We start from the raw sequence: 26,614 nt of genomic DNA on the forward strand, positions 1-26,614 counted from the left end.
CCCGCCGGCGAGCAGGCGGTTTACCCGTTCACGCCGTCGGCGAGCGCTGCGGCCATGACGTCGCGGGCGATCGGGGAGGCCACCGAACCGCCGGTGGCGGCGTCGCCGAGGTGCCCGCCGTCCTCGACGATCACCGAGATCGCGACGGTCGGGTTGGCGGCGGGCGCGAACGCGCTGTACCAGGTGTGCGGCGGGGTGGTCTTCGAGTCGACGCCGTGCTCCGCCGTGCCCGTCTTGGACGCGATGGTGACGCCGGGGATCGAGCCGTGGCCGGTGGTGAACTGCTCGGAGCCGATCATCATGTCGCGGATGGTGCCGGCGACAGTCGCCGGGATGGCCTGACCCAGCTGCTCGGGAGCGGTCGTGTCGATCACCGACAGGTCCGGACCGTCGATCTCCTTGATCAGGTGGGGTGCCATCCGGACGCCGCCGTTCGCGATGGTGGCGGCGATCTCCGCGTTCTGCAGCGGCGTCAGCCGCACGTCGCGCTGGCCGATGCCCGACTGCGCGAGCGCCGCGGCGTCGGGGAGGTCGCCGAGCGTGGAGCCGGCCACGGTCTGCGGGATCTGCTGGGTGGGCCCGTCGATGCCGAAGGCCTGCGCGGCGGCGCGGAGCTTGTCGACGCCGACCTGGTCGGCGACGGTGGCGAACGCGGTGTTGCACGAGCGCGCGAGCGCCTCCGACAGCGGCACCTGGGTGCCCGAACCGGGCCCGCAGTGCTCGCCGTTGTAGTTCTCGAGCGTGGTGGTGGTGCCGGGCAGCGTGATCCGGTTCTCGGCCGTCACCGCGGTGTCGGGGGTGTAGCCGTCCTGCAGGGCGGCGGCGAGGTCCACCAGCTTGAACGTCGACCCGGGCGGATAGGTCTGCGAGATGGCGCGGTTGAGCAACGTGGTCGGGTTGGCGGCGTTGTCGTCGGTCCACGCCTTCTTCTGGACGGCCGCGTCGTGCGAGGCCAGCGGTGCCGGATCGAACGAGGGCGTCGACACCATCGCCAGGATCGCCCCGGTCGAGGGCTGTATCGCCACGACCGCGCCGCTGTACCCCTTGCTCGTCATGTCCTGATAGGCGACGTCCTGCATGTGCGGGTCGATCGTGGTGACGACGTTGCCCGGCGTCGGATCACGCCCGGACACGAGGTCGGAGATGCGGTGGAACAGCAGCCGGTCGTCGGAGCCGTTGAGCACCGCGTCCGACGCACGTTCCAGTCCGGTGGAGCCGTAGAGCTGGGAGAAGTAACCGGTGACCGGCGCGTACTCGGCGCCGTTCGGGTACTGGCGCAGGTACTTCAGCGAGTCCGACGTCGGGGTGCTGGAGGCCAGCAGCATGCCGTCGGCGCTGATCTGGCCGCGGGGCTTGGAGTACTCGGCGATGAGCAGACGCGGGTTGCGCGCGTCGGTGCGCAGACCCGGAGCCTCCACGACCTGCACCCAGGTCAGGTTGGCCAGCAGGGCGAGGATCAGGATCATCCCGACGACGCCCAGTCGCCGGATCGGCGTGTTCATCACCGGCATCCTCGCACCGTGCCGTGGGGCCGGTGGCGCTCGGGGTGCCCATGGCCTGGTGATTTGTGCTGGTCAGGGCGTTGCTGCCGCGCTGGGCGTTTCCGTTGGACAGCTCACCGGAGTGGGTGATTCGTCCGGAGTTCCCCTGGGGCACCTGTGGCCTTCGGGGGCCGTCGCTTAGCCTCGGCAGGGACCGCAGCCGTCGGTCCCGCCCCGCGCGCCGCGGATCAACGACTCGAGGAGACCCATGCCCGCTGCCGTCACCGACGCCGGAGCGCCCCCGCCCGGGAGCGGTCCCCAGCCCGTGATCTCGGGGCGTCGCACCGCGTTCCAGCATGCGATGATCTACGTCTTCGTCGCCGGGCCGATGGTGGCGCTCGTCGCGGCGGTCCCGCTGGCGTGGGGGTGGGGGGTCGGCTGGCACGACCTGGGCCTGTTGGCCGTCTTCTACACGCTGGCTGTGCTGGGTATCACCGTCGGCTTCCACCGACACTTCACGCACTCGTCGTTCAAGGCGCGTCCGTGGCTGCGGGTGACGATGGCGATCGTCGGGTCGCTCGCGGTGCAGGGCAACGTGCTGAACTGGGTGGCCGACCACCGCCGCCACCACGCCTTCTCCGACCGCGAGGGCGACCCGCACTCCCCGTGGCTCCACGGCACGTCCCCCCTGGCCGTGGCGAAGGGGTTCCTGCACGCGCACATGACGTGGTTCTTCGAGCGTGACGAGACCAACCACCGCCGCTTCATCCCGGACCTGCTCGCCGACCGTGCCGTCACCCGGGTGAGCCGCATGTTCGGCTTGTGGGTCGCGGTCAGCCTGGCGCTGCCGGCGCTGCTCGGCGGCCTCCTCACGTGGTCGTGGGAGGGCGCCGTCACCGGGTTCTTCTGGGGCGGACTCGTGCGGCTGGCCGTCTCCAACCACGTCACGTGGTCGATCAACTCGATCTGCCACATGATCGGCGAGCGGCCGTTCCGGTCGCGGGACCGCTCGCGGAACTTCTGGCCGCTCGCGATCCTGTCGATGGGCGAGTCGTGGCACAACCTGCATCACGCCGACCCCACCTGCGCCCGCCACGGCGTCCTGCGCGGCCAGATCGACATCTCCGCGCGGCTGATCTGGATCTTCGAGAAGCTCGGCTGGGCCTACGACGTCCGCTGGCCCACCAGTCGTCGGCTGGAACGGCTCAGCGTCGGAAGGTGACGTCCCGGGCCTTCGGAGCGAGTCAACGGTCAGCTGTTCCTCCATCCGTGGAACACTGACGCCGGTGCGCGAGCAGAATGCTGGCTCGGCACTCGAACGGGGGTACTCATGATGGTCGCCGGACCATGTTGAGCCTGCTTCCCGAGAGGCTCGACCGCATCCTGCTGCTCGGCGCCCACTGTGACGACATCGCGATCGGTGCGGGCGGCTCGCTCATCGAGCTCTGCCGCGCGCACCCCGGAGTGGGGGTGACGGCGCTGGTCCTCACCGGCGGCGGGTCGTTGCGCGAGGAGGAGGAGCGCGACGCGCTGGCCGCGTTCTGTCCCGGGGCGCGCCTGGAGATCGCGGTGCTCGACCTGCCCGACGGCCGCGTGCCCGCCCGCTGGGAGCGCGCCAAGGGCGTGCTGGAGGAGCTGGGCGGCGCCGTCGAGCCCGACCTGATCTTGGCGCCGTCCCCGGTCGACGCCGACCCGGACCGCCGGACACTCGCCGAGCTCGTGCCGACGGTCTTCCGCAACCACCTCACGCTGGGCTACGAGATCCTCAAGTGGGAGGGCGACCTCGCGCAGCCGACCGCCTACCTCCCGCTGGCCGAGCCGGTGATGCGGGAGAAGGTCACCAAGCTGCACGAGCACTACGGCTCGCAGCGCGACCGCAGCTGGTTCGACGCCGAGACGTTCAGCGGACTGGCTCGGATCCGCGGCGTGCAGTGCCACGCGCGCTACGCGGAGGCCTTCCACGTCGCCAAGCTGACCCTCGGCGTCGCGCCGCTGACGGGGCTGGACCCGATCGACTAGGACGGGGCAGGGTGGGCGGGTGTGCCGGAACATCCGAACCCTGTCCAACTTCGAGCCGCCCGCCACCCGTGACGAGGTGCACGGCGCCGCCCTGCAGTACGTGCGCAAGATCAGCGGTGCGGCCACGCCGTCGCAGGCGAACGCCGAGGCGTTCATGCGGGCCGTCGAGGCCGTCACGGCGGCCACCCACGAGCTGCTCGACTCGTTGGTGACCGCCGCTCCGCCGAAGAACCGCGAGGTGGAGGCGGCCAAGGCCCGAGCTCGCTCCGAGGCCCGGTTCAGCCGTTAGGGCGGATCCGCAGCACATCGGCGCCTCCCCGGCCCGGCCGCACTGATCGCTACGGTCTCTCCTCATGCCCCGCAGTTACCTCCGCTTCCCGCACCTGCACGGCGACACCGTCGTCTTCGTGGCCGAGGACGACGTATGGACCGCGCCGCTGACGGGCGGCCGCGCGTACCGGCTGACCGCCGACGACGTGCCGGTCTCCCGGCCGCGGCTGTCTCCGGACGGCAGCCGGGTGGCGTGGACGTCGTGGCGCGACGGGGCGCCGGAGGTGTTCGTCACCGGCCTCGACGGGGGCGGCGCGCGGCGGCTCTCGTACTGGGGCAACGGGCTGACCCGCACCGTCGGCTGGACGCCGGACGGCGACGTCCTCGCCGTGAGCGCGGTGGGGCAGGCCTCGGACAGGCGCAGCTGGGCATACGCGCTGCCCGCGGAGGGCGGCACGCCGCGGCGGCTGGACCTGGGTCCGGTGTCGGACGTCGCGCCGGCCCCCGACGGCGGTCCCACGGTGCTGCTGTCCACCACGATGTCGCGTGAGATGGCCTGGTGGAAGCGCTACCGGGGCGGCACGGCGGGCAAGCTGTGGTGGGACCCGTCGGGGCCGGGCGAGTTTGAACGGCTGCTCGCCGACCTCGACGGCAACATCGACTCGCCGATGCTCGTGGAGTCCCGGATCGCGTTCCTCTCCGACCACGAGGGATGGGGCAACCTCTACTCCGTCGGCCTCGACGGCACCGGGCTGCGCCGGCACACCGACCACGGGGGCGACGGCGCTCCGGCGTTCTACGCCCGCCACGCGAGCACCGACCGCGAGCGGGTCGTCTACGAGTCGGCGGGGGAGCTGTGGATCCTCGACTCGCTGACCGCCGAGCCGCGTGCGCTGGACGTCCGGCTCGGCGGTCCCCGCACCGCGCGAGAGCCCTACCGCCCGCACACCGCGGACTGGCTCGTCTCGATGGAGCCCGACCGGACCGGCCGCACGAGCGTCGCCGTCGTCCGCGGCACGGTGCACCGACTCACCCACCGCGACGGGCCCGCGCGCACGCTCCTCGCGGAGCCGGGCGTCCGGGCGCGGCTGGCCCGCCCGCTCGGCGACGACCGCGCGGTGTGGGTGGACGACGCCCTCGGAGAGGACGCCGTGTGCGTCGCCCCGCTCGACGTGCGCGCCGCCGACGCGCCCGCGCCGCGCCGTGCCGGGGCCGGCGAGCTCGGCCGGGTGCTGGAGCTGGAGCCGTCACCGGACGGCAACGCCGTTGCCCTGACCACGCACGACGGCCGCCTGCTCGTCCTGGACACGTCGAGCCCCGACGGCGCGCTGCGCGAACTCGCGCGCGGCGCCGACGGGGAGATCGAGGAGATCTCCTGGTCGCCCGACAGCGCCTGGCTGGCCTACTGCGAGCCCGTGGAGGCCGGGCTGACGCGCGTGATGATCGCCCGGATCGCCGACGGCACGCTGGTGCCCGTCACCGAGCCGCGGTTCACCGACGCCGACCCCGTGTTCACCTCGGACGGCAGGTACCTGGCGTTCCTGTCGCGCCGCAGCTTCGACCCCATCTACGACCAGCACTCGTTCGACCTCACCTTCCCCGCCTCCTGGCGCCCGTTCCTCGTCCCACTGGCGGCGCGCACGGCGTCGCCGTTCGGGGCGAGCCCGGACGGGCGGCCGGTGTCCGCGGCGGACGAGGGCCCCGAGGACCCTCCCGCGCCCGACCCCGCCGATCCCTCCGCCGAGGACGACGAGAAGGACGAGAAGAAGAACGACGAGAAGGACGACGACGCGCCGCCGGAGGTGGTGGTCGACGTCGACGGGCTGATGGCACGGGTCGTGCCGATCCCGGTGGTCGAGGGCCGCTACAGCGGCATGACCGCGGCCAAGGACTGCCTGCTCTGGTACCGGTCGCCGGTCACCGGCGTGCTCGGCGACGGCCGCGCCGGCACCGACGAGAAGGCCGAGCGGGCGGTGCTGGAGCGCTTCGACCTCACCCGACGCAAACTCGACGTGATCGCCGACCCGGTGTCCGCGTACGCCGTCAGCGGGGACGGGACACGGCTCGTCGTCCGCGACCGCGGCACCGTGCGGGTGCTGCGCACCGACCGGTCCGGGTCGGGCGCGCCGTCCGACTCCGACGCCGACGAGTACGAGGTCGACACCCGGCGCGTCGTCGTCACCGTCGACCCGGCGGCCGAGTGGCGTCAGATGTTCGACGAGGCCAGCAGGCTGATGCGCGACCACTTCTGGATCGAGGACATGGGCGGCGTCGACTGGGCCGCCGAGACCGCCCGGTACCGGCCGCTCGTCGACGCCGTCGGCAGCCACGACGACCTCGTCGACCTGCTGTGGGAGCTGCAGGGCGAGCTCGGCACGTCGCACGCGTACGTGCGGGGCCACGGCGCGGGCGACCGCGACGGGCGTCCCGGGCTGCTGGGCGCCGACCTGGAGGCGGCGCCGGACGGCTGGCGCGTGGTGCGGGTGCTCCCGCCGGAGACGTCGGCGCCCGCGGCGCGCAGCCCGCTGTCGAGCCCCGGCGTGGACGTCCGGGCGGGGGACGTGATCCTCGAGGTCGGCGGGCAGCCGGTGGACCCGCGGCTGGGTCCGGCCCCGCTGCTCGTCGCGCGCGCGGGGGACCTCGTCGAGCTGACCGTCCGCAGTGGGCCCGACCGCGACGACGCCGGTGAGATCCGGCGGGTGGTGATCCGCCCGCTGCGGTCCGAGGCCGAGCTGCGCTACCAGGACTGGGTGGCGGGCCGGCGCGCGTTCGTCGCGGAGCGGTCGAGCGGGCGGCTGGGCTACCTGCACGTCCCCGACATGATGGCGCCGGGCTGGGCCCAGCTGCACCGCGACCTGAGCCGCGAGACCTCGCGCGAGGGCCTGGTGCTCGATGTCCGGGGCAACGGGGGCGGGCACACGTCGCAGCTGGTGGTGGAGAAGCTGGCGCGCAAGGTGATCGGGTGGGACATGGTGCGCCACGGCAAGCCCGTCACGTACCCCATCGACGCGCCGCGCGGCCCGATGGTCGCGCTCGCCGACGAGTTCTCCGGCTCCGACGGCGACATCGTGACGGCGGCGATCAAGCGCCTCGGGCTCGCGCCGGTGGTGGGCACCCGCACGTGGGGCGGGGTGATCGGCATCGACAGCCGCTACGGCCTCGTCGACGGCACGGGCGTCACGCAGCCGCGCTACGCCTTCTGGTTCGACGACGTGGGCTGGAGCGTGGAGAACCACGGCGTCGACCCGGACATCGAGGTCGTGATCACCCCGCAGGACTGGGTGGCCGGCCGCGACCCCCAGATCGAGCGTGCCGTGGACATGGCACTGGAGGCCCTTGCGGCCCGCCCCGCGGCGACCCCGCCCGACCCGACCACCCGCCCCAGCCGGGCCCGTCCGCCCCTGCCGCCCCGCCCCTGACGGGTCAGGGCTTCTCGCGGAGGGCGTCGAGGACGCGGGCCAGGTCGGTCACGTCCCGGTCGTCGAGGCGGGAGAACACGTGCTCGTCCAGGCCGCGGACGTGCACCGCGCAGGCGTGTTCGAGGGCGTCGCGGCCGCCGGCGGTGAGGACGACGAGCTGGGAACGCCGGTCGGTCGGGGACGTCCGGCGCTCCACGTGGCCCGCCGCCACGAGACGGTCGACGAGACGGGTGACGCCACCGCTGGTGAGCGCGATCTGCTGGGACAGCTCCCCGGCCGACAGCCGGCCGCCGGGGGACCGCGCGATGCGCAGGAGGGCCTCGAACCAGGTCAGCGGCAGCCCGGCCGCCGACTCCAGCTCGCGGCCCAGCAACCGGTCCAGCCGGGCGTGCACCTCCACCAGCCGGCCGTAGGCCGTGATGCGGTCGTCGTCGACGAGGGAGCGTTCCGCCATGTGCGCAACCCTACTTGACGAAGCAGCGTCTGCCCGCGCACTATCTGAGTAGTCAGATAAATCGGAGGTCCTCATGGCCGTCAGCGCCGTCCGTCTCAACCACGCCGTGCTCTTCGTCGCCGACCTCGAGCGCGCCGTGGACTTCTACACCCGTACGTTCGACATGACCGTCGTCGCGAGCGAGCCGCGGGCCAACGCTTCGTTCCTGCGGCTGGCGCGGTCGGGCAACCACCACGACCTGGGCCTGTTCGGCGTCGGCACGGCCGGCGGTCCGAAGCGCCGCGGAGCGATCGGGCTCTACCACCTGGCCTGGCAGGTCGACACGATCGACGAGCTCGCCGACGCCCAGGTCTCCCTCGCCGAGGCCGGCGCGCTCACCGGGATGTCCAGCCACGGGGCCACCAAGAGCCTCTACGGCGCCGACCCCGACGGCAACGAGTTCGAGATCATGTGGATGCTCCCGCGCACGGCGTGGGGTGAGTACGAGAACGCCGCGCCCATCGACGCGCTCGACCTGCCGGGCGAGGTGCGGCGCTGGACCGGCGTGCCCACCGCGGGGGAGCTCGGGGTGCAGGCGTGACCACGCCGGTCGTCGCGTGGGCCGGCGCGCAGGACGCGAACGCCCCGCTCGTCGTCCTGCTGCACGGCCGTGGCTCGGACGAGCAGGAGATCGTCGCGCTCGTCGGCCACCTGCCGGTGGGCCCGGCATACGCGGCCGTCCGCGCGCCCATCGCCGAGGGCGGCGGGTACGCGTGGTTCGCCAACCGGGGCATCGGCCGTCCGGTGCCGGAGTCGCTGGCCGAACACATGGCGTGGTTCCGCCGCTGGCTCGACGACGTCGCCCCGGCCGGACGTCCGGTCGTGCTCGTCGGGTTCAGCGGTGGGGCGGCCTTCGCGGGCGGCCTGGTGCTCGCCGATCCGGCCCGGTTCGCCGGCGCCGCGATCCTCTACGGCACCCTCCCGTTCGACGCCGGGGTGCCGGTCACGCCGGGGATGCCGGCCGGGCTCCCGGTGCTCGTCGAGCAGGGTGAGCAGGACACGGTGATCCCGCGCGAGCTGCTCGACCGCACGTGGACCCACCTGGTCGAAGAGTCGGGCGCGTCGGTGACGGCGCGCCGCTACCCGGGCGGGCACGGCCTCACCGCCGAAGGCGTCGCCGACCTCGGGCGATGGTTGGACGAGGTCCTCGCGACGGGCTGAGGCGCGCTCAGGCCTCGACGCCGCCCGACCGGCGAGCTCGACGGGACCGCCACCGGCCAGGCCGCACCCGACTCCCGGGCTCTCGTCCCGCCGTGGGCTGTTGCGGCCGGTCGCGGTTCCGGTGACCCCCTCGCGAACCGCAGGTCGCTCGAACGGGCGAGCGGTGTGACCGACGCGGGTGCCGGGCTCTCCGGGCGCCCGCCCCGCGTAGGCTGGATGGTGAGACCCCACCGGGCATCTGTCCCGGGCAGGGGTCTGTTCCGCGTGCGATGACGCCTGCAAGGGGTACCGATCCACCGTGGCCAAGCTGTCTGGTCTGCTCCGCTCCGCTCTCTCCGATCCCGAGCTCGGGAACGTCGTCGACGCAGCGCGCGACGTGCACCCCACCGAGACCCCGGCCCTGCGCATCGAGGGGCCGGCCGCGCTGCGCCCGTTCCTCGCCGCCGGGCTGTCCGCCGGGCGCACCGTGCTCGCCGTGACCGCCACCGATCGCGAGGCGGAGGACCTCGGAGCCGCCGCGGCCGAGCTGATCGACCCCGACTCGGTCGCCGTGCTCCCGAGCTGGGAGACGCTGCCCCACGAGCGCCTGTCGCCGCGCCCCGACACCGTCGGCCGCCGGTTGTCGATCTTCCGGCGGCTCGGGGACGCCGGAAGCGCTCCGCGGGTGCTCGTCGCGTCGGCCCGCAGCCTCATCCAGCCGATCGCGCCGGGCCTCGGCACGCTCGAACCCGTCCGGCTGCGCGTCGGCAGCACCCACGACTTCGACGCGCTGCTCGTCCGGCTGGTCGAGCTCGCCTACACGCGCGTCGAGATGGTCACCGCACGCGGCGAGTTCGCCGTCCGCGGCGGCATCGTCGACGTGTTCGCGCCCACCGCCGAGCACCCCGTCCGCGTCGAGTTCTGGGGCGACGAGGTGAGCGAGCTGCGCTCGTTCGCCGTCGCCGACCAGCGGTCCGTCGCGGCCGTCGACGAGCTGCTGGCCCCGGGCTGCCGGGAGCTGCTGCTCACCGAGCCGGTGCGGGAGCGCGCTGCCGCCCTGGCGAAGACCCACGAGAACAACCCGCCGCTGCGAGAGCTGCTCGACCACCTCGCGCAGGGCATCCCGGCCGAGGGCATGGAGTCGCTGATCCCGGTGCTGGCCGGGGGCGAGCTGGAGCTGCTCACCGACCTGCTGCCCGCCGGCTCGGCGGTGCTCCTCGCCGACCCGGAGCGCATCCGCACCCGCAGCGCCGACCTCGTCCGCACCGGCCAGGAGTTCCTGGAGGCGTCGTGGTTCGCGGCGTCGAGCGGCGCCGACGCCCCGATCGACGTCGGCTCGTCGGCCTACCGGGGCCTCGCCGAGGTGCTGGAGCACGCCACCAGCACCGGACGCCCGGTGCTCACGCTCAGCCCGCTGCTCTCGGGCCGTGACGACGTGCTGGCCCCGGCCGTGCACGAGGTGGAGTCCTACCGCGGCGACACCGACCGCGCGCTCACCGATCTGCGCGTCCACGTCGCCACCGGCGGCACCGCCGTGCTCGTCGTCGGCGGGCAGGGCACGGCTCAGCGCTCGCTGGAGCAGCTGCGCGACGCCGAGGTCCCGGCCACGCTGGTGGAGCAGCTCACCGAGATCCCGGACAAGGGCCTGGTCACGGTCACCTGCGGCCGCATCGCGGAGGGCTTCACCGCGGGCCCGCTCGTCGTCCTCACCGAGGCCGACCTCACCGGCAACCGCGCCGGCCTCGCCGAGACGCGCAAGATGCCCACCCGGCGGCGCAACACCGTCGACCTCGTGTCGCTCAAGCCCGGCGACCACGTCGTGCACTCCCAGCACGGCATCGGCAAGTTCGTCGAGATGCGCGAGCGCACCGTCGGCGGCGCCACCCGCGAGTACCTGGTGCTGGAGTACGCCTCCTCCAAGCGGGGTCAGCCTGCCGACCGGCTGTTCGTCCCCACCGACGCGCTCGACGAGATCAGCCGCTACGTCGGCGGCGAGGTCCCGACGCTCAACAAGCTCGGCGGCGGCGACTGGGCCAAGACGAAGGGCCGCGCCCGCAAGGCCGTCCGGCAGATCGCGGCGCAGCTCGTGCAGCTCTACGCGGCGCGCCAGTCCGCCCCCGGGCACGCGTTCGCCAAGGACACCCCGTGGCAGCGCGAGATGGAGGACGCCTTTCCCTACACGGAGACGCCCGACCAGCTCTCCGCGATCGACGAGGTCAAGGCCGACATGGAGCGCCCCGTCCCGATGGACCGCGTGATCTCCGGCGACGTCGGTTTCGGCAAGACCGAGATCGCCGTGCGCGCGGCGTTCAAGGCGGTGCAGGACGGCAAGCAGGTGGTGGTCCTCGTCCCGACCACGCTGCTGGCCACCCAGCACCTCGACACGTTCACCGAACGGATGCGCGCCTTCCCCGTGACGGTGCGCGGGCTCTCCCGGTTCACCGACGCCGCCGAGGCCAAGGAGACCGTCAAGGGTCTCGCCGACGGCACCGTCGACGTCGTGGTCGGGACCCACCGGCTGCTCCAGTCGAACGTGCGCTGGAAGGACCTCGGCCTCGTCATCGTCGACGAGGAGCAGCGCTTCGGTGTGGAGCACAAGGAGCACATCACCGCGCTGCGCACCCACGTCGACGTGCTGACGCTGTCGGCCACGCCGATCCCGCGGACGCTCGAGATGAGCCTCGCCGGCATCCGCGAGCTGTCGACGATCGCCACGCCGCCCGAGGACCGCCACCCCACGCTCACCTACGTCGGCGCCTACGACGACAAGCAGGTGGCCGCGTCGATCCGCCGCGAGCTCCTGCGCGACGGCCAGGTGTTCTACGTCCACAACCGCGTGTCCACGATCGACCGGGCCGCGGCCAAGATCCGCGCGCTCGTGCCCGAGGCACGCGTCGCCGTCGCGCACGGGCAGATGAACGAGGACCTGCTCGAGCGCACGGTCAACGGCTTCTGGCACAACGAGTTCGACGTGCTGGTCTGCACCACGATCGTCGAGAACGGCCTGGACATCTCCAACGCCAACACCCTGATCGTCGAGCGCTCCGACACCCTCGGACTCTCGCAGCTGCACCAGCTGCGCGGCCGTGTCGGGCGTGGACGGGAGCGCGGCTACGCGTACTTCCTGTTCCCGCCCGAGCACCCGCTCACCGAGACCGCCCACGACCGGCTCGCCACCATCGCGCAGCACTCCGAGCTGGGCGCGGGCGCGGCCGTCGCGATGAAGGACCTCGAGATCCGCGGCGCGGGCAACATCCTCGGCGCGGAGCAGAGCGGCCACATCGCGGGCGTCGGGTTCGACCTCTACATCCGGCTCGTCGGGGAGGCCGTCGCGGCGTTCCGCCAGCAGGCCGGGGCCGGGGCCGGGGAGGAAGAGGAGGCGCTCACCGACGTGCGAGTGGACCTGCCGGTGGACGCCCACGTCCCGCACGACTACGTCACGGGGGAGCGGCTGCGCCTCGAGGTCTACCGCAAGATCGCCGAGGCGGCCGACGAGGCGGCGCTCACGGCGATCGTCGAGGAGCTGCAGGACCGCTACGGCGAGCTGCCCGCGCCGGTGCACAACCTGCTCGCCGTCGCCCGGTTCCGGCAGACCTGCCGCACGCTCGGCGTCGCCGAGGTCACGGTGGCGGGCAACGGGATCAGGCTCGGCCCGCTCGACCTGCCCGACTCGGCCCAGCTGCGGCTCAAGCGCCTGCACCCCAAGGCCGCCTACAAGCCGGCGGCCCGTGTGGTGCTCGTGCCCAAGCCCGTCGAGGGCGGCCGGATCGGCGGGGCGGAGCTGCGCGACGTCGAGCTGCTCGAGTGGTGCGCGAAGCTGCTGCGCGACCTGCTCACCCCGGTCCGCGCGCCGGCCGCGGTGGGCGGCGCGTGATCACCGAGCCCGTTCCGGAGACGCTCGCCACGGCCACGGCCACGGCCACGGCCACGGCCCCGGCCCCGGCGCCGGCGTCGTTCGTGCTCCGGGTGGGCGCCCACCTCGTCGACGTCGTGCTGCCGGTGTTCGTTCTGCTCGTGCTCGTCGGCGGGCTGGCGCGCACGCGGCATCCGCTGGCCGCGTTCGGCATCCTCGTGCTCGGCTCGCTGGCGCTGCTGGCGTTCGCCGTGTGGAACATCGGGTTCCGCCAGGGCTCCTGTGGCCAGTCGCTGGGCAAGCGGGCCGTGGGGATCCGGCTGGTCGGGGCGACGACCGGGCGGCCGGTCGGGTTCAGGTGCGCCGTCGTCCGGCAGATCGCGCACCTGCTCGACGCGCTGCCGCTCCACCTCGGCTACCTCTGGCCGCTGTGGGACGAGCAGCGGCAGACGTTCGCCGACAAGGTGTGCGCCACGCTGGTGGTGCGCACGGGTGCTGATCGACCCTTCGATGGCGCGTGAGATGGTTCACGGCGTGCGCATGCAGATGGGGCGGGTCCTGGCCGCCGTCGTGGTCGTCGGCGCCGTGGTCAGCGGGTGTGGTGGGCCTGAGCAGGCGGGGTCGGCCGTCATCGTCGGCGACACGTCGGTGTCTCTCGAGAGCGTCCAGGCCCAGCTGAGCGACGCGCTCAAGCGGATCCCGCCGGCCGGCCTCCAGCAGGACACGCCCGCGGCCGTCGCGCGTGACATCGTCACCAACGAGATCCTGCACGGGCTCGTGGAGCGGCAGGCCACCGCGCGGAGCGTGACCGTCACCGACGCGGATGTCGACGCGTTCATCGCCCAGCAGGGCGGCACGCAGTCGTTGCTGCAGAACTCGATCCTCGACGAGGCCGGGCTGCGCCAGCAGGTGCGCGACAACCTGCTCGCCGCAGGGCTGGCCAAGCGCGCGGTGGCGGGCCTGCAGGTCACGGCCGATCTCGTCGCCGCCACCACCAAGGACGAGGCGGTCGCCGACGCGCAGAAGCTCGCCGTCGGTGGCTCCGCGGCCGACGCTCTGTTCACCAACCCGCAGACGTCGCAGCGCGGCATCGTCTACACGGCCGCCACCACGCCGGGAATCGCCAGCACCGTCGTGTTCGGCACGCCCGTCGGCGGCACCGTGTACTTCCAGCCCAACCCGCAGCAGGCCACCTGGATCGTCTTCCGGGTCACCGGTAAGCGCACCGACGCGCCGTCCGACCCCGCTGCCGTCAGCCAGATCAGCCAGGACCAGCTCGTCTCCATCGGTCAGCGCACGCTGCAGCCGGTGGCCGACCGGCTCGGTGTGCGGGTCAACCCGCGCTACGGCGTGTGGGACCCGATCGCGCTGCGCGTCGTCGCGGCCGACCAGGTCTCGGGTGGCCTGCTGCCCGCCGCCGCGGGCTGAGCGGTGACGCGCACGGTCGTCGTCCTGCCCGCCCGTTGGACGGGGGTGCTGCCGGCCGCGGCCGTCCCTGCCCTGCGTGCGGCCACGCGCGTCCATGCCGACGCCTCCGTGCCCGAACGGGTGCGCGAGCAGCTCGGCGCCGAGCTGCTCGACGGCGACGACTACGAGCTCCTGTTCGCCACGGAACCGCGGGCCGGTGCCGAGGTGATCACCGCGCCGGAACCGCCCGGGGCCGAGCTCCTCGACGCCGTCGCCGTCATGGACCGGCTGCGCTCGCCCGGCGGCTGTCCGTGGGACGCCGAGCAGACGCACGCGTCGCTGCTGCAGTACCTCGTCGAGGAGTGCTACGAGCTCTACCAGGCGATCGAGGACGGCGACCTGCACGACATGCGCGAGGAGCTCGGCGACGTCCTGCTGCAGGTGCTCTTCCACGCCCGGGTCGCCGCCGAGGACGCGGCGGAGCCGTTCGGCATCGACGAGGTCGCGGGGGATCTCGTCGCGAAGCTGGTGGGCCGCCATCCCCACGTCTTCGCCGGCACCGAGACGATCGACACCGCCGAGCGCCAGGAGCACCGCTGGGACGAGCTCAAGCGGGCGGAGAAGCAGCGCGGGTCGAGCGTGGACGGGGTGCCGCTGGGCCAGCCCGCCGTCGCGCTCGCGGCGAAGCTGACCAGCCGCACCGCGAAGGCCGGCCTGCCCGCCGCCCTCCTGCCCTCCGGTTCAGGGGTGGGCGAGCAGCTGTTCGCCCTGGCCGCAGCGGCGAAGCTCGCCGGCATCGACCCGGAAGCCGACCTGCGGGCGGCGGCCCGCCGCTTCGCCGACACGGTCCGCGCCGCGGAGCAGGCGGCGAAGGCGGCAGGGGAAGACCCCCATGCCCTGTCGGCGGAGTCCTGGAAGAGCCACTGGCCGAGCTGATCGTCCGAGAGCTGTTCGGCCGATCGGTGGGACGGGGTGCTCTCTCGTGTCGACTCGCGGGGGTGGGGCGGTCAGGCCTCCAGCAGGCTCTGGCCCCAGTACCGGCCCTCGCCCAGGCCGGCGGGGATCGCGAAGACCGCCGAGCTCGTGTGCTCGATGTACTCCATCAATGTGTCGTTGTTCGCCAGCGCCCGCTGCATCGGGACGAACTGCTTCTGCGGGTCGCGCATGTAGGCGATGAAGAACAGGCCGGCGTTCAGGTGGCCCTGGCCGTCGCTGCCGTCGACGAAGTTGTAGCCGCGGCGCAGGATCTGCACCCCGCCCAGGGACCGCGCCGAGGCGAGCCGGATGTGGGCGTTCTCGTCGATCGCGGGCTTGCCGTCGGCGCCCGTCGCGGAGAAGTCGGCCACGTCGAACTCGGCCGTCCTGCCGATCGGGGCGCCCTCGCCCTTCGTGCGGCCGAAGACCGTCTCCTGCTCGACGAGCGACGTGCGGTCCCAGATCTCGATGTGCATCCGGATCCGCCGCGCCACCAGGTAGCTGCCGCCGTCGTGCCAGGCCGGGCCGTCGCCGGCCTGCACCCAGAGCTGGTCGCGCAGCGCGGCGTCGTCCTCGGCCTTGAGGTTGTTGGTGCCGTCCTTGAAGCCGAACAGGTTGCGCGGCGTGGCCTGCGCCGTGGACGTCGACGACGTGCGTCCGAACCCGAGTTGCGACCACCGCACCTCGGTGGTGCCGAACCCCATCCGCACGAGGTTGCGCACGGCGTGCACCGCCACCTGCGGGTCGTCGGAGCAGGCCTGGATGCACAGGTCACCGCGGGACGAGGCGGGGTCGATCTGGTCGCCGGTGAAGCGCGGCAGGTCGGCGAGGGCCGCCGGCTTCTGCGCGGTCAACCCGAGCTTGTCGAAGAATCCCGCCCCGACGCCGAACGTCAGCGTCAGCGATGCCGCGGGGAGCCCGAGGGCCTCGCCCGTGTCGGTCGGCGGCGTCTCGGGGTTGCGGTTGACGGCGCCCCCGGGCGCGGCCTCGGCACCGGCCGTCATGCGCTCCGCGGCCGCCGTCCACTTCTGCAGCAGGGCGATGACCTGGGCCTTGTCGGTGGTGGTGAGGTCGAGCGCGACGAAGTGCAGGCGGTCCTGCGCAGGCGTCACGATCCCGGCCTGGTGTTCACCCCGGAACGGGACGATCGCCTCGCCCGGGGCGGGGGACCCGGCGGGGCTGTCGGCGCATCCGGCGACGACGCCGACCCCGGCGAGGGCGGCCCCCGCGCCGGCGGCCCCGAGGAGCCGCCGGCGCGAGAAGGTGCCGATGGCGCGACCCTGGCGAGCAAGTCGCGCGCCCAGCGACGACGTCACGACGTCACGACCCCCGCGACCTGGCTCACGGGCTCGCCGAGGGCGTCGACGGCGGCGGTCATCTTCTTGATGTCGTCGGGCGTGAGCTCGGTGTAGAGCTTGAAGCCGTCGCCCGAGCGGTAGCCCTCGAGCAGCGTGTCGACGGCGGCGAAGCGCTGGTCCAGTGTCGGGCCCAGCGTCGGGTCCTTCTCGTCGATCACCGGGCGGAGCGCGGCGATCGCGGCCTGGGAGCCCTCCACGTTGGCCTTGAAGTCCCAGAGGTCGGTGTGGGAGTAGCGGTCCTCCTCACCGGTGATCTTGCCGGTGGCCACCTCGTCGAGCAGCTCCTTGGCACCGTTGGCGAGCTGGACGGGCGTGAGCTCGACGGTGGCGACGCGCGTCTGCAGGTCCTTCATGTCGGCGACCAGCTGGTCGGCGATCGCGCCGGAGTCGGGCTGCAGGCCCGAGACCCAGAGGTCCTTCTCCAGGCGGTGGTAGCCGGTGAACGCGACGCCGGGGTCGCGCTCGTCGTCCTCGCGGCCGTCGGTCTTCGGGTCGATGTCGCCGAAGGACTCCGCGACGGGCTCGATCCGCTCCCAGTAGGTGCGCGAGATCGGGAAGAGCGCCTTGGCCGCGGCGACGTCGCCCTTCTTGACGGCGTCGGCGAACTCCCGCGTCTTCGGGACGAGCGCCTCGATCTGGGACGTGGTGTAGCGCTTGTAGCCCGCGGTGGCCTCGGCGAGCTTGGTGCTGTCGTCCACCGAGCGGGCGGCGGAGCCCGTGACGGTGAACGGGTTGCGGATGCCGTCACCGACCATGCCCGGCTTGCACGCCGTGGTGTAGGCGCCGCCGTCGGGCACCTCGACGATGAGCTGCCGGGTGAGACCGGGGCCGATGTTCTCGGCCTCGCCCATGATCCGGTCGCCCGCGCCGTAGAGGTAGAACTCGGTGACCTTGGTGCCGGTGTTGTCGATGGCGAAGTTGAGGGTGCCTGCGGGGGCCTCGGTGGCACCCACCTCGCACGTGGTGTCGGCGGCGTTGACGGGGATGGCACCGCCTGCTGCGCCACCGGCGGTGGGGGCCGTGCTGGTGCAGCCGACGAGTGCGGCGGTCGAGGCGAGGGCGACCGCGGCCAGCCCGGCGTGGGACCTGCGGGACATGGTTCTCCTACGAGGACACGAAGGGTGTGGTGGGTTCAGGAAGCGGCGGCGACGGATGCGGCCGGTCGCACCGCGCGCTGCGGGCGCAGGAAGAGGCCGAGGACCACGGCGACGTAGACGACCCAGACGGCCGCCTGCACCGAGGTGGTCTGCGGCGAGAAGTTGAAGACGCCCTTGAGCAGCACGCCGTACCAGGAGTCGGGCGGCACGGCGGCGCTGACGTCGAACGCCAGCGCGTTCAGCCCGGGGAGGACGCTCGCCTCCTGCAGGTCGTGCACGCCGTAGGCGAGGATCCCGGCGGCCACGAAGACCAGCAGCACGCCGGTGACGGAGAAGAACCTCCCCATGTTGATCTTCACGGCACCGCGGTAGATGAAGTAGGCCAGCAGGACGGCGACGGCGATGCCGAGCAGGAACCCGACGAGGGGCTCGGTGGTCTGGCCCGCGGCCTGGGCGGCGGTGAAGAAGAACAGCGCGGTCTCCAGCCCCTCGCGCCCGACGGCGAGCGCGGCCATCAGGACGACGGCGGCTGAGCCCATCCGGATCGCGTCCTCGAGGCGGCCGCGGAGCTCGCCGGAGATGCTCCGGGCGGTGCGGCGCATCCAGAAGATCATCCAGGTGACGAAGCCGACCGCGATGATCGACAGCGAGCCGCCGAACGTCTCCTGCGCGGTGAACGTCAGCGCCTGCTGCGTGAGCGCCAGTGCGAAGGTGACGCCGACGCTGATCGCGACCGCGACCGCGACGCCGATCCACACCTTCGGCAACGCGGAGCGCCGGTCGGTGCGGACGAGGAACGCGATCAGGATGCTGACGACGAGCGAGGCCTCCAGGCCTTCTCGGAGTCCGATCAGGAAATTGCCGAGCACTGCTGCCCCCCCGCATCCGCTTGTCTTAGGCCAGCCTCATCACCAGCAGGGGCAGGCTAGCTTGCGCAGCGAATCGTACGGAAGGGCGCTCCTGGAGCATTTTCGCAGCCCGGGGCGATATGAGTGGTTAGTCCGGATCCTGAGCGGCGCCCTCGACGGCCATGCGGGCCCGCACCTCGCCCAGCGCCTCCTGGTACTCGGGCCTCGGGTCCATGGCGGCCGCCATCTTCAGCTGCGCGTGGGCCTCGCCGAGCCGTCCCTGGCGGTGCAGGGCCTTGCCGAGTGCGAACCGGGCGTAGTGATCGGCGGGATCGAGGTCGAGCACCCGGACGAACGCCTGCTCGGCCCGTTGCAGCTGGGCCGAGTTGAGGTACGCGCGGCCGGCGAGCAGCTGCACCGACGCGTGGTCGGGCTGGCTCTCGAGCAGGGGGGTCAGAGCCTGCAACGCGTCCAGCGGACGGCGGCGGGCGATCAACATCTCGGCACGACGGTAGGACTCGAACAGGCCGTCGGATGCTGGCTGGCTCGTCATGGTCCTTCCTACGGTAAATGTCCACGGCGCGATCTGCGAGGGGTTGACAGACGAACGGCGGGTGACCTGGAGCGTCCTCTCGGGGTTCTCGCATGTCGCCCGTTAGGCTGGCGCACCGAAGCAGGGTCATCATCAAGACGGGAGCACTGGTGGCGGTCATCGAGCAGGTCGGCGCACGCGAGATCCTCGACTCCCGGGGCAACCCGACGGTCGAGGTCGAGGTCGCGCTGGACGACGGGACGCTGGCCCGCGCCGCCGTCCCCTCCGGCGCCTCGACGGGTGAGCACGAGGCGGTCGAGCTGCGTGACGGCGACCCCAAGCGCTTCGGCGGCAAGGGCGTCGAGAAGGCCGTGGCGGCGGTGCTGGACACCATCGGCCCGGAGCTCGCCGGCATGGAGGCCGTCGACCAGCGGCTCATCGACCAGCGGCTCGTCGACCTCGACGGCACTCCCGACAAGTCCGCCCTCGGCGCCAACGCACTGCTGGGCGTCTCGCTCGCGGTGGCGAAGGCGGCCGCGGAGTCGTCCGGGCTGGAGCTGTTCCGCTACGTCGGCGGCCCGAACGCCCACGTGCTGCCCGTGCCGATGATGAACATCATCAACGGCGGTGCGCACGCCGACACGTCCGTCGACGTGCAGGAGTTCATGATCGCCCCGATCGGCGCCGACTCCTTCCGCGAGGCGCTGCGCTGGGGCGCCGAGGTCTACCACTCGCTCAAGTCGGTGCTGAAGAAGAAGGGCCTGTCCACCGGGCTGGGCGACGAGGGCGGCTTCGCCCCCGACCTGCCCGGCACGCGCGCCGCGCTCGACCTGATCGCCGAGGCGATCGAGGGGGCCGGCTACACGCTGGGCCGCGACGTCGCGCTCGCACTGGACGTCGCCGCCACCGAGTTCTACTCCGACGGCGTCTACTCCTACGAGGGCAGGAAGCTCCCGGCCGGGGAGCTGGCGGCCGTCTACGCCGAGCTCGTCGACGCCTACCCGCTGATCTCCATCGAGGACCCCCTGGCGGAGGACGACTGGGACGGCTGGGTGGAGCTCACGTCCACGATCGGCGACAAGGTGCAGATCGTCGGCGACGACCTGTTCGTCACCAACCCCGAGCGCCTCGACGAGGGCATCGCCCGCGGCGCCGCCAACGCGCTGCTGGTCAAGGTCAACCAGATCGGCACGCTGTCGGAGACCCTCGACGCCGTCACGCTCGCGCATTCGTCGGGCTACCGCTGCATGATGAGCCACCGCTCCGGCGAGACCGAGGACACCACGATCGCCGACCTGGCTGTCGCCACCGGCTGCGGCCAGATCAAGACCGGTGCGCCGGCCCGCTCGGACCGCGTGGCCAAGTACAACCAGCTGCTCCGCATCGAGGAGGCCCTCGGCGACGCCGCCCGCTACGCAGGCGACCTCGCCTTCCCGCGGTTCACCGTCGCGGAGACCTCCTGACGCAGATGGCCGAGGAACGGGCGAAGGGCCGGGTGAGGCGCACCCCGCGCCCGCGCGGCACGGGCACCGGTGCCTCCCGTCGTCGCGGTCGCGAGCCGAAGCTGACCAGGTCGCGGCCGCGCGGTGTCGTCGCGGCCACCACCGGTCTGCTCGGCCTCTCGTCCACCCGGCGGGCGGCGGTGCTCGCGCTCGTGGTGTGCGCGCTGGCGCTCACCGTCGTCGTCCCGTTGCGCAACTACGTGGCCCAGCGCCAGGAGCTCGCGGCCGTGTCCCAGCAGCAGCAGAACCTGGCCGCCCAGGTCGACGCACTGACGCAGGAGAAGGTCCGCTTGTCCGACCCGGCCGAGATCGAGGCCCAGGCCCGCTCGCGGCTCGGGTACGCGATGCCCGGGGAGGTGCCCTACGTCGTGCAGTTCCCGCAGGCCCCGGCCGCCCCGGAGGAGAACGCCGCGTCGGGTGCGCCCTGGTACCGGGCGTTGTGGCGCGAGGTCTCGGCGGGCTCGCCGTGAGCCCCGGCATCGACCCGGCGGACGCCGCGGCGGTCGCCGCGCAGCTCGGCCGTGCCCCGCGGGCGGTGCGCGACGTGGCGCACCGCTGCCCGTGCGGAATGCCGTCGGTGGTGCAGACCGCTCCCCGGCTCGAGGACGGCACGCCGTTCCCCACGCTGTACTACCTGACGTGCTCCCGCCTGAGCTCCCGCATCGGCACTCTCGAGGCCGAGGGCCGGATGAAGGAGATGCAGGCCCGCCTCGCCGAGGACCCGGAGCTCGCCGCCGCCTACCAGCGCGCGCACGAGGCCTACCTCGCCGAGCGCGACGCCATCGAGTCGCTCGGCACGGACGTCAGCGCCGGAGGAATGCCCGACCGCGTCAAGTGCCTGCACGTCCACGTCGCGCACGCACTGGCCGCGGGACCGGATGTCAACCCGTTCGGTGACGAGGCGCTGGCCGAGATCGGCGACTGGTGGGCCGCGGGGCCCTGCGCCACCCCCAGGACACCTAGCCCGCCGGGCGCGGGGTGACCCTGTCCAGCAGGGCCTCCGTGTGCGACTCCGCGGGCAGCGTGCCGGCCGTGCGCCACGGGCCGTCCGGCAGGAACCGGCTGTTCACGAACGCCGACGAGACCTCGTCCGGCGCGAACCGCAGCAGCAGGCTGCCCTGCAGGCACAGCGCCAGCATCTCGGCCAGCCGCCGCGCGCGACGGGGCTCGCGGCTGCGCAGCTCGACGCGCAGCTCCTGGAGGCCGCGGTCGAACCAGTCGTCGGCGCCGAGCGCCGCGTCGCACTCGGCCAGGACGGCGTCGACGGAGTCGGGCTCACGGGTGACGGCACGCAGCACGTCGAGCGCGGTGACGTTGCCGGAGCCTTCCCAGATCGAGTTGAGCGGGGCCTCCCGGTAGAGCCGGGGCATGCCCGACTCCTCGACGTACCCGTTGCCGCCCAGGCACTCCAGGGCCTCGGCGACCGCGCTCGGCGTCCGCTTGCACACGAGGTACTTCGACGCGGGCAGGGCCAGGCGCAGCAGCGCGTCCTCCCCGCGGTCGACGGCCCCGGCCAGGCGCATCGCGAGCGCCGTGGCGGCCTCCGACTCCAGCGCGAGGTCGGCGATCACGGTCTGCATGAGCGGGGTGTCGGCCAGCCGGGACCCGAACGCGCTGCGGTGCTGCACGTGGTGGGCGGCCTCGGTGAGCGCGGCCCGGGTGATGGACGCCGATCCGAGGACGCAGTCCAGGCGGGTCATCGAGACCATGTCGATGATCGTGGGGACGCCGCGCCCCTCGTCGCCGAGCCGCCAGCCGACGGCGTCGGTGTACTCGATCTCCGCCGAGGCGTTCGAGCGGTTGCCCAGCTTGTCCTTCAGGCGCTCCAGGCGGATCGCGTTGCGGGTGCCGTCGGGCAGGACGCGGGGCAGCACGAAGCAGGTCAGGCCGCCCGGAGCCTGCGCCAGCGTCAGGAACAGGTCGTTCATCGGCGCGGAGGTGAACCACTTGTGCCCGGTCAGTCGGTAGGTGCCGTCGGGCTGTGGCTTCGCCTGGGTGGTGCCCGCGCGGACGTCGGAGCCGCCCTGCTTCTCGGTCATCGACATGCCGGCGAGCAACCCCGCCTTGGTCGACGGCTCGGTGAGCCCGAACTCGTAGGTGGTGGACCGCAGTCCGGGCTCGTACGCCGCGGCCAGCTCGGGGTCACGGCGCAGCGCGGGCACCGACGCGTAGGTCATCGAGATCGGGCAGCAGTGGCCCGACTCCAGCTGTCCCATCAGGTAGAAGCCCGCAGCCCGCGCCACGTGCGCACCGGACGACGGCTCGGCCACCCAGGGCGTGCCGTGCAGCCCCCACCCGACGGACGTGCGCATCAGCCAGTGCCACGACGGGTGGAACTCCACTTCGTCGACGCGGTGGCCGTACCGGTCGTGGGTGTGCAGGACGGGCGAGTGGGCGTCGGCGAGCCGGGCGTGCTCCCGGGCCTCGGCCGACGCGACGATCTGCCCGAGCTGGCCCAGCGCCGGGAGCGCATCGGACGCGCCCTCCCGGCGGACGGCGTCGGTGAGCGCGGGGTCGCAGGCCAGCGCGTCGTAGCCGGCGATCGGCGGCGGCTGGTTGTCCACGAGATGGGTGCGCCCGTCCCCGTTGCGCAGCGGCTGTTCGGGGGTGCGCGCCGGGGCGCGCTTGGCGGGGGCCCGCACCGCGCGGACCTCCGCTGCCGCGGGACGTCGGCGATCCTGCACCGGGACGGACGGCGCGTCGCCCGGCGGCGCCTGCTCCGTCTGCTTCCCCAGCTGCTCGGCCACGCGCGGAGCCTAACCGCGGATGCTCTGGTCGTGAGCGGTCCACGCCGTGTCGGCCGTCCCGCGTACGGTGTCCGAGCCCGGTCCCGGGCACGACCGAACCCGATCCGCGGAGGACGAACGCATGTCACGGGTGGCCGCCATCGACTGCGGGACGAACTCGATCCGCCTGCTCGTCGCCGACGTCACGACCAGCTTCGACGGCACGCTCGCCCTGCGCGACCTGCACCGGGAGCAGCGCGTCGTGCGGCTGGGCAAGGGCGTGGACGCCACCGGCGTGCTCGATCCGGAGGCGCTCGAGCGCACCCGCGTGGCACTCGCCGACTACACGGTGGCCTTGCGGCGCAAGGGCGTGGAGCGCGTGCGGATGGTCGCCACCAGCGCCACCCGCGACGCCCGCAACCGCGAGGACTTCTTCGGGATGGTCCGCGACACGCTCGGCGTCGACGCCGAGGTGATCTCCGGTGAGGAGGAGGCCGCGCTGTCGTTCGTCGGCGCGGTCGGCGATCTCGACCCGGACGACGGCCCCTTCGTCGTCGTCGACACCGGCGGCGGCTCCACCGAGCTCGTCGTCGGCGAGCTGGTGGGCGGCAAGGCCACCGTGCGGTCGGCGTACTCGGCCGACATCGGCAGCGTCCGCATCACCGAGCGCTGCCTCGCGGGCGACCCGCCCACCGCCGACGAGATCGCGCAGGCCCGCGAGCTGGCCGCCGGCATCCTCGACGCGGCGTTCGCGGCCGTACCCGTCGAGGGTGTGCGCACCTGGGTGGGCGTGGCGGGCACGATCACCACGCTGTCGGCCTACCACCAGCGCCTCGCGGCCTACGACTCCGACGCCGTGCACATGTCCCGGCTCTCGGTGGACGACCTGCACACCGTCGCGACGGAGCTGCTGGGCATGTCGCGCGAGGAGCGGGGCACGTACGGCGCGATCCACCCCGGCCGCATCGACGTGATCGGCGGTGGCGCGCTCGTCGTCGACGTCCTCGCGCAGGAGCTGCACCGGCGCGCAGGCATCACCGAGCTCGTTGTGAGCGAGCACGACATCCTCGACGGCATCGCCCGCTCGATCGCCTGACGTGCGCTCGTTCCCGTCCGTGGCGGCGCTGGACGCCGCGCTGGTCGACTGCCGCGCCTGCCCGCGGCTCGTGGAATGGCGGGAGCGGGTGGCACGGGCCAAGCGCGCCGCGTTCCGCGACGAGGACTACTGGGGACGCCCGGTGCCCGGCCTGGGACCGGCCGACGCGTCGCTGCTGATCGTCGGGCTCGCCCCGGCCGCGCACGGCGCCAACCGCACCGGCCGCATGTTCACCGGCGACCGCTCAGGTGACGTGTTGTTCGCCGCGTTGCACGCCGTCGGGCTCGCGAACCAGCCCGGGGCCGTCCACGTCGGCGACGGCCTGGAGCTGCGCGGCACCAGGATCACCTCGCCCGTGCACTGCGCGCCGCCCGACAACAAGCCCACGCCCGAGGAGCGCGACGAGTGCGGCGGCTGGCTGCGGGCCGAGCTCGCGCTGCTGCGACCACGTGCGGTGGTGGTGCTCGGCGCATTCGGCTGGCAGGCGCTGCTCCCGGTGCTGGCCGGGGCGGGCTGGACGGTGCCGCGTCCGCGTCCCAGGTTCGGGCACGGTGCGCACGTCGAGCTGGCGGGGGAGCGGGGGCCGCTGCACGTGTTCGGCTGCTACCACGTCTCGCAGCAGAACACGTTCACCGGACGGCTCACGCCCGCGATGCTGGAGGACGTGCTGCGGGCGGCGGGGGAGGCGGCGGGTCTCTGCCGCCCGAGCACCTGAACAGGGCTGACCCGGCAAAGGCGACGTTCTGAATCGTCACAGGTATCACTCCCAGGGAGCGCGTGAAACCGCCGTGAGAGTGGGAACATGGAGTCATGGCCCGGAACCAGAGGATCGTCGTTGTCGGCGGCGGTTATGTCGGCATGTACACGGCCCTGCGGATGCAGAAGAAGCTGCGCAAGGGCGAAGCCGAGATCACCGTCATCGACCCCCAGCCGCACATGACCTATCAGCCCTTCCTCCCGGAGGCGGCCGCAGGCTCCATCGAGCCGCGCCACGTGGTCGTGCCGCTGCGCAAGGTGCTGCGCATGTGCCACCACCTCACCGGCCGCGTCACAGGAATCAGCCACGCCGCCCGTGAGGTCACGGTGGACCTTGCCGCCGGCCGCACCACCACGATCGGCTACGACGTTCTGATCGTCGCCCCGGGTTCGGTGGCCCGCACGCTCCCCGTGCCCGGCCTGGCCGAGCAGGGCATCGCGTTCAAGACCGTCGGTGAGGCCATCTACCTGCGCAACCACGTGCTGTCGCGGCTCGACGCCGCCGCCACCACGATCGACCCCGCGCTGCGCCGCCGGCTGCTCACGTTCCTCGTCGTCGGCGGCGGGTACGCGGGCATCGAGGCGCTCGCCGAGCTGGCCGACATGGCCCGCTACGCCAGCCGCTACTACGAGAACATCAACCGCGAGGACATCCGCTGGGTGCTCGTCGAGGCGGCCAACCGGATCATGCCCGAGGTGGGTCCGAAGATGGGCCGCTACACCGTCGAGCGGCTGCTGGACGCCGACATCGAGGTCAACCTCGACACCCGCGTGAAGACGATGGTGGGCGGCCACGTCGAGCTCGACGACGGCCAGTCCTTCGACACCGACACCATCATCTGGACCGCGGGCGTCAAGCCCAACCCGATGCTGGAGAACACCGACCTGCCCCGCGACGCCCGCGGCCGCGTCGAGTGCAGCGCGGAGCTGCAGGTCAACGGCATGCCCGGCGTCTTCAGCGCGGGCGACTGCGCCTCGGTGCCCGACCTGTCCAAGGACGACCCCGAGGCCAAGACCAGCCCCTCGGCGCAGCACGCCGTGCGCCAGGCGAAGGTGCTGGCCGACAACGTCGTGGCGCACATCCGCGGCAAGCAGCTCTCGCAGTACAAGCACTCCTACGCGGGCTCGGTCGCGAGCCTCGGCCTCTACAAGGGCGTCGCGGAGATCTACGGCATCAAGCTGCGCGGCATCATCGCGTGGTTCATGCACCGCACGTACCACGTGAGCCGGATGCCCACGTGGAACCGCCGCATCCGCATCGTCTTCGACTGGACGGGCGCGCTGTTCCTGGGCCGCGAGGTCGTCTCGCTGGGCCAGATCAACGACCCGAAGGCCGACTTCGACCGCGTCGCGGGCGGTGGTCCCCGACCTGTCGGGGAGGCCAGGGCCGCCACCAACGGCGTGCCCGGCGACCCGATCCCGGTGGCCCGCACCGCCTCCTGACGGCAGGGGCGTCGGCCGGGTCCGTAGTCTGACCCGGCCGGCCCCCGTAGCCCAACCGGCAGAGGCAGGCCCCTTAAAAGGGTCCCAGTGTGGGTTCGAATCCCACCGGGGGCACCCCGCCGCAACCAGCACAATCGCCCGCTGACCAGCAGCTATACGGTCAGCGGGCGATCTTGTGTTGTCCGGGCGTATCCGGCTG

Annotated in this window: 23 protein-coding genes and 1 tRNA gene; 17 read left to right on the plus strand and 7 right to left on the minus strand. The window is 73.0% G+C overall.

Annotation, left to right across the window (positions count from 1 at the left end):
- Positions 1–20: 20 nt before the first annotated feature.
- Entirely contained in the window at positions 21–1,502 is a 1,482-nt protein-coding gene (locus JWR81_RS08575) for a penicillin-binding protein 2 (RefSeq protein WP_297649208.1), read from the minus strand.
- 247 nt (positions 1,503–1,749) lie between these two features.
- On the opposite strand from JWR81_RS08575, the gene JWR81_RS08580 reads away from it, so the two are divergent.
- From JWR81_RS08580 to JWR81_RS08595, 4 genes are all read left to right on the plus strand, one after another.
- A complete protein-coding gene (locus JWR81_RS08580; RefSeq protein WP_297649210.1) occupies positions 1,750–2,703 on the plus strand; it encodes an acyl-CoA desaturase in 954 nt (317 codons plus the stop codon).
- Positions 2,704–2,828: 125 nt separating this feature from the next.
- Complete coding sequence (locus JWR81_RS08585; protein WP_297649212.1) at positions 2,829–3,500, plus strand: PIG-L deacetylase family protein; 672 nt, start codon at positions 2,829–2,831, stop codon at positions 3,498–3,500.
- Between the two features lie 19 nt (positions 3,501–3,519).
- On the plus strand, positions 3,520–3,789 hold the full coding sequence (locus JWR81_RS08590) for a DUF2277 domain-containing protein (RefSeq protein WP_297649214.1): 270 nt from the start codon (positions 3,520–3,522) through the stop codon (positions 3,787–3,789).
- Positions 3,790–3,853: 64 nt separating this feature from the next.
- Positions 3,854–7,189, plus strand: coding sequence for a S41 family peptidase (locus JWR81_RS08595; protein ID WP_297649216.1), 3,336 nt, complete (start codon positions 3,854–3,856; stop codon positions 7,187–7,189).
- Between the two features lie 4 nt (positions 7,190–7,193).
- Here the strand turns inward: JWR81_RS08595 and JWR81_RS08600 are convergent, their stop codons facing one another.
- Complete coding sequence (locus JWR81_RS08600; protein ID WP_297649218.1) at positions 7,194–7,643, minus strand: MarR family transcriptional regulator; 450 nt, start codon at positions 7,641–7,643, stop codon at positions 7,194–7,196.
- Positions 7,644–7,716: 73 nt separating this feature from the next.
- Here JWR81_RS08600 and JWR81_RS08605 point away from each other — a divergent pair, with 73 nt between their 5' ends.
- From JWR81_RS08605 to JWR81_RS08630, 6 genes are all read left to right on the plus strand, one after another.
- A complete protein-coding gene (locus JWR81_RS08605; RefSeq protein ID WP_297649220.1) occupies positions 7,717–8,223 on the plus strand; it encodes a VOC family protein in 507 nt (168 codons plus the stop codon).
- Positions 8,220–8,843, plus strand: a complete 624-nt coding sequence (locus JWR81_RS08610; protein WP_297649222.1) for a hypothetical protein — start codon at positions 8,220–8,222, stop codon at positions 8,841–8,843. The genes JWR81_RS08605 and JWR81_RS08610 overlap by 4 nt, the downstream gene beginning before the upstream one ends.
- A gap of 298 nt (positions 8,844–9,141) precedes the next feature.
- On the plus strand, positions 9,142–12,696 hold the full coding sequence (gene mfd, locus JWR81_RS08615; protein WP_297649224.1) for a transcription-repair coupling factor: 3,555 nt from the start codon (positions 9,142–9,144) through the stop codon (positions 12,694–12,696).
- Positions 12,693–13,196, plus strand: a complete 504-nt coding sequence (locus JWR81_RS08620) for an RDD family protein (protein WP_297649226.1) — start codon at positions 12,693–12,695, stop codon at positions 13,194–13,196. Before mfd ends, JWR81_RS08620 begins: the two co-directional genes overlap by 4 nt.
- Before the next feature lie 13 nt (positions 13,197–13,209).
- Positions 13,210–14,103 carry a hypothetical protein gene (locus JWR81_RS08625; protein ID WP_297649228.1) on the plus strand — a complete coding sequence of 298 codons (894 nt, stop codon included), beginning with the start codon at positions 13,210–13,212 and terminating at the stop codon, positions 14,101–14,103.
- Between the two features lie 3 nt (positions 14,104–14,106).
- Complete coding sequence (locus tag JWR81_RS08630; protein ID WP_297649230.1) at positions 14,107–15,018, plus strand: MazG family protein; 912 nt, start codon at positions 14,107–14,109, stop codon at positions 15,016–15,018.
- Positions 15,019–15,089: 71 nt separating this feature from the next.
- On the opposite strand, the gene efeB is transcribed toward JWR81_RS08630, so the two are convergent.
- From efeB to JWR81_RS08650, 4 genes are all read right to left on the minus strand, one after another.
- Positions 15,090–16,328, minus strand: a complete 1,239-nt coding sequence (gene efeB / locus JWR81_RS08635) for an iron uptake transporter deferrochelatase/peroxidase subunit (protein ID WP_297649248.1) — start codon at positions 16,326–16,328, stop codon at positions 15,090–15,092.
- Between the two features lie 41 nt (positions 16,329–16,369).
- A complete protein-coding gene (gene efeO, locus JWR81_RS08640) occupies positions 16,370–17,512 on the minus strand; it encodes an iron uptake system protein EfeO (protein ID WP_297649232.1) in 1,143 nt (380 codons plus the stop codon).
- A gap of 35 nt (positions 17,513–17,547) precedes the next feature.
- Positions 17,548–18,381, minus strand: coding sequence for an iron uptake transporter permease EfeU (gene efeU, locus JWR81_RS08645; RefSeq protein ID WP_297649234.1), 834 nt, complete (start codon positions 18,379–18,381; stop codon positions 17,548–17,550).
- Positions 18,382–18,508: 127 nt separating this feature from the next.
- Positions 18,509–18,913, minus strand: coding sequence for a tetratricopeptide repeat protein (locus tag JWR81_RS08650; RefSeq protein ID WP_297649236.1), 405 nt, complete (start codon positions 18,911–18,913; stop codon positions 18,509–18,511).
- A 149-nt stretch (positions 18,914–19,062) separates the two neighbouring features.
- On the opposite strand from JWR81_RS08650, the gene eno reads away from it, so the two are divergent.
- From eno to JWR81_RS08665, 3 genes are read left to right on the plus strand one after another with little or no spacing between them, the layout of a single operon-like run.
- A complete protein-coding gene (gene eno / locus JWR81_RS08655) occupies positions 19,063–20,355 on the plus strand; it encodes a phosphopyruvate hydratase (protein ID WP_297649250.1) in 1,293 nt (430 codons plus the stop codon).
- A 5-nt stretch (positions 20,356–20,360) separates the two neighbouring features.
- The gene (locus tag JWR81_RS08660) at positions 20,361–20,864 is read left to right on the plus strand and encodes a septum formation initiator family protein (RefSeq protein WP_297649238.1); all 504 of its coding nucleotides are present in this window, start codon (positions 20,361–20,363) and stop codon (positions 20,862–20,864) included.
- Positions 20,861–21,376, plus strand: coding sequence for a DUF501 domain-containing protein (locus JWR81_RS08665; protein ID WP_297649240.1), 516 nt, complete (start codon positions 20,861–20,863; stop codon positions 21,374–21,376). The genes JWR81_RS08660 and JWR81_RS08665 overlap by 4 nt, the downstream gene beginning before the upstream one ends.
- Here the strand turns inward: JWR81_RS08665 and JWR81_RS08670 are convergent.
- Entirely contained in the window at positions 21,354–22,988 is a 1,635-nt protein-coding gene (locus tag JWR81_RS08670) for an acyl-CoA dehydrogenase family protein (protein ID WP_297649251.1), read from the minus strand. The genes JWR81_RS08665 and JWR81_RS08670 overlap by 23 nt on opposite strands.
- Positions 22,989–23,262: 274 nt before the next feature.
- Between JWR81_RS08670 and JWR81_RS08675 the strand changes: the two genes are divergently transcribed.
- The 4 genes from JWR81_RS08675 (at position 23,263) to JWR81_RS08690 (ending at position 26,529) form a co-directional block, all read left to right on the plus strand.
- The gene (locus JWR81_RS08675; protein ID WP_297649242.1) at positions 23,263–24,216 is read left to right on the plus strand and encodes a Ppx/GppA phosphatase family protein; all 954 of its coding nucleotides are present in this window, start codon (positions 23,263–23,265) and stop codon (positions 24,214–24,216) included.
- 1 nt (position 24,217) lies between these two features.
- The gene (locus JWR81_RS08680; RefSeq protein WP_297649244.1) at positions 24,218–24,931 is read left to right on the plus strand and encodes a uracil-DNA glycosylase; all 714 of its coding nucleotides are present in this window, start codon (positions 24,218–24,220) and stop codon (positions 24,929–24,931) included.
- A gap of 95 nt (positions 24,932–25,026) precedes the next feature.
- Complete coding sequence (locus JWR81_RS08685; protein ID WP_297649246.1) at positions 25,027–26,415, plus strand: NAD(P)/FAD-dependent oxidoreductase; 1,389 nt, start codon at positions 25,027–25,029, stop codon at positions 26,413–26,415.
- Positions 26,416–26,455: 40 nt separating this feature from the next.
- A tRNA-Leu gene (locus tag JWR81_RS08690) sits at positions 26,456–26,529 on the plus strand.
- The last annotated feature ends 85 nt before the right edge of the window (positions 26,530–26,614 follow it).

Source organism: Pseudonocardia sp. (assembly GCF_025965585.1).
Taxonomy (GTDB): domain Bacteria; phylum Actinomycetota; class Actinomycetes; order Mycobacteriales; family Pseudonocardiaceae; genus Pseudonocardia.

Excerpts from the sequence above, each read along its gene's own strand:
- JWR81_RS08660 (WP_297649238.1), top strand. The coding sequence starts at position 20,361 with ATGGCCGAGGAACGGGCGAAGGGCCGGGTGAGGCGCACCCCGCGCCCG.
- JWR81_RS08575 (WP_297649208.1), bottom strand. The coding sequence starts at position 1,502 with ATGAACACGCCGATCCGGCGACTGGGCGTCGTCGGGATGATCCTGATC.
- JWR81_RS08605 (WP_297649220.1), top strand. The coding sequence starts at position 7,717 with ATGGCCGTCAGCGCCGTCCGTCTCAACCACGCCGTGCTCTTCGTCGCC.
- JWR81_RS08585 (WP_297649212.1), top strand. The coding sequence starts at position 2,829 with ATGTTGAGCCTGCTTCCCGAGAGGCTCGACCGCATCCTGCTGCTCGGC.
- JWR81_RS08675 (WP_297649242.1), top strand. The coding sequence starts at position 23,263 with ATGTCACGGGTGGCCGCCATCGACTGCGGGACGAACTCGATCCGCCTG.
- JWR81_RS08650 (WP_297649236.1), bottom strand. The coding sequence starts at position 18,913 with ATGACGAGCCAGCCAGCATCCGACGGCCTGTTCGAGTCCTACCGTCGT.
- JWR81_RS08685 (WP_297649246.1), top strand. The coding sequence starts at position 25,027 with ATGGCCCGGAACCAGAGGATCGTCGTTGTCGGCGGCGGTTATGTCGGC.
- JWR81_RS08600 (WP_297649218.1), bottom strand. The coding sequence starts at position 7,643 with ATGGCGGAACGCTCCCTCGTCGACGACGACCGCATCACGGCCTACGGC.
- efeO (WP_297649232.1), bottom strand. The coding sequence starts at position 17,512 with ATGTCCCGCAGGTCCCACGCCGGGCTGGCCGCGGTCGCCCTCGCCTCG.
- JWR81_RS08580 (WP_297649210.1), top strand. The coding sequence starts at position 1,750 with ATGCCCGCTGCCGTCACCGACGCCGGAGCGCCCCCGCCCGGGAGCGGT.
- JWR81_RS08595 (WP_297649216.1), top strand. The coding sequence starts at position 3,854 with ATGCCCCGCAGTTACCTCCGCTTCCCGCACCTGCACGGCGACACCGTC.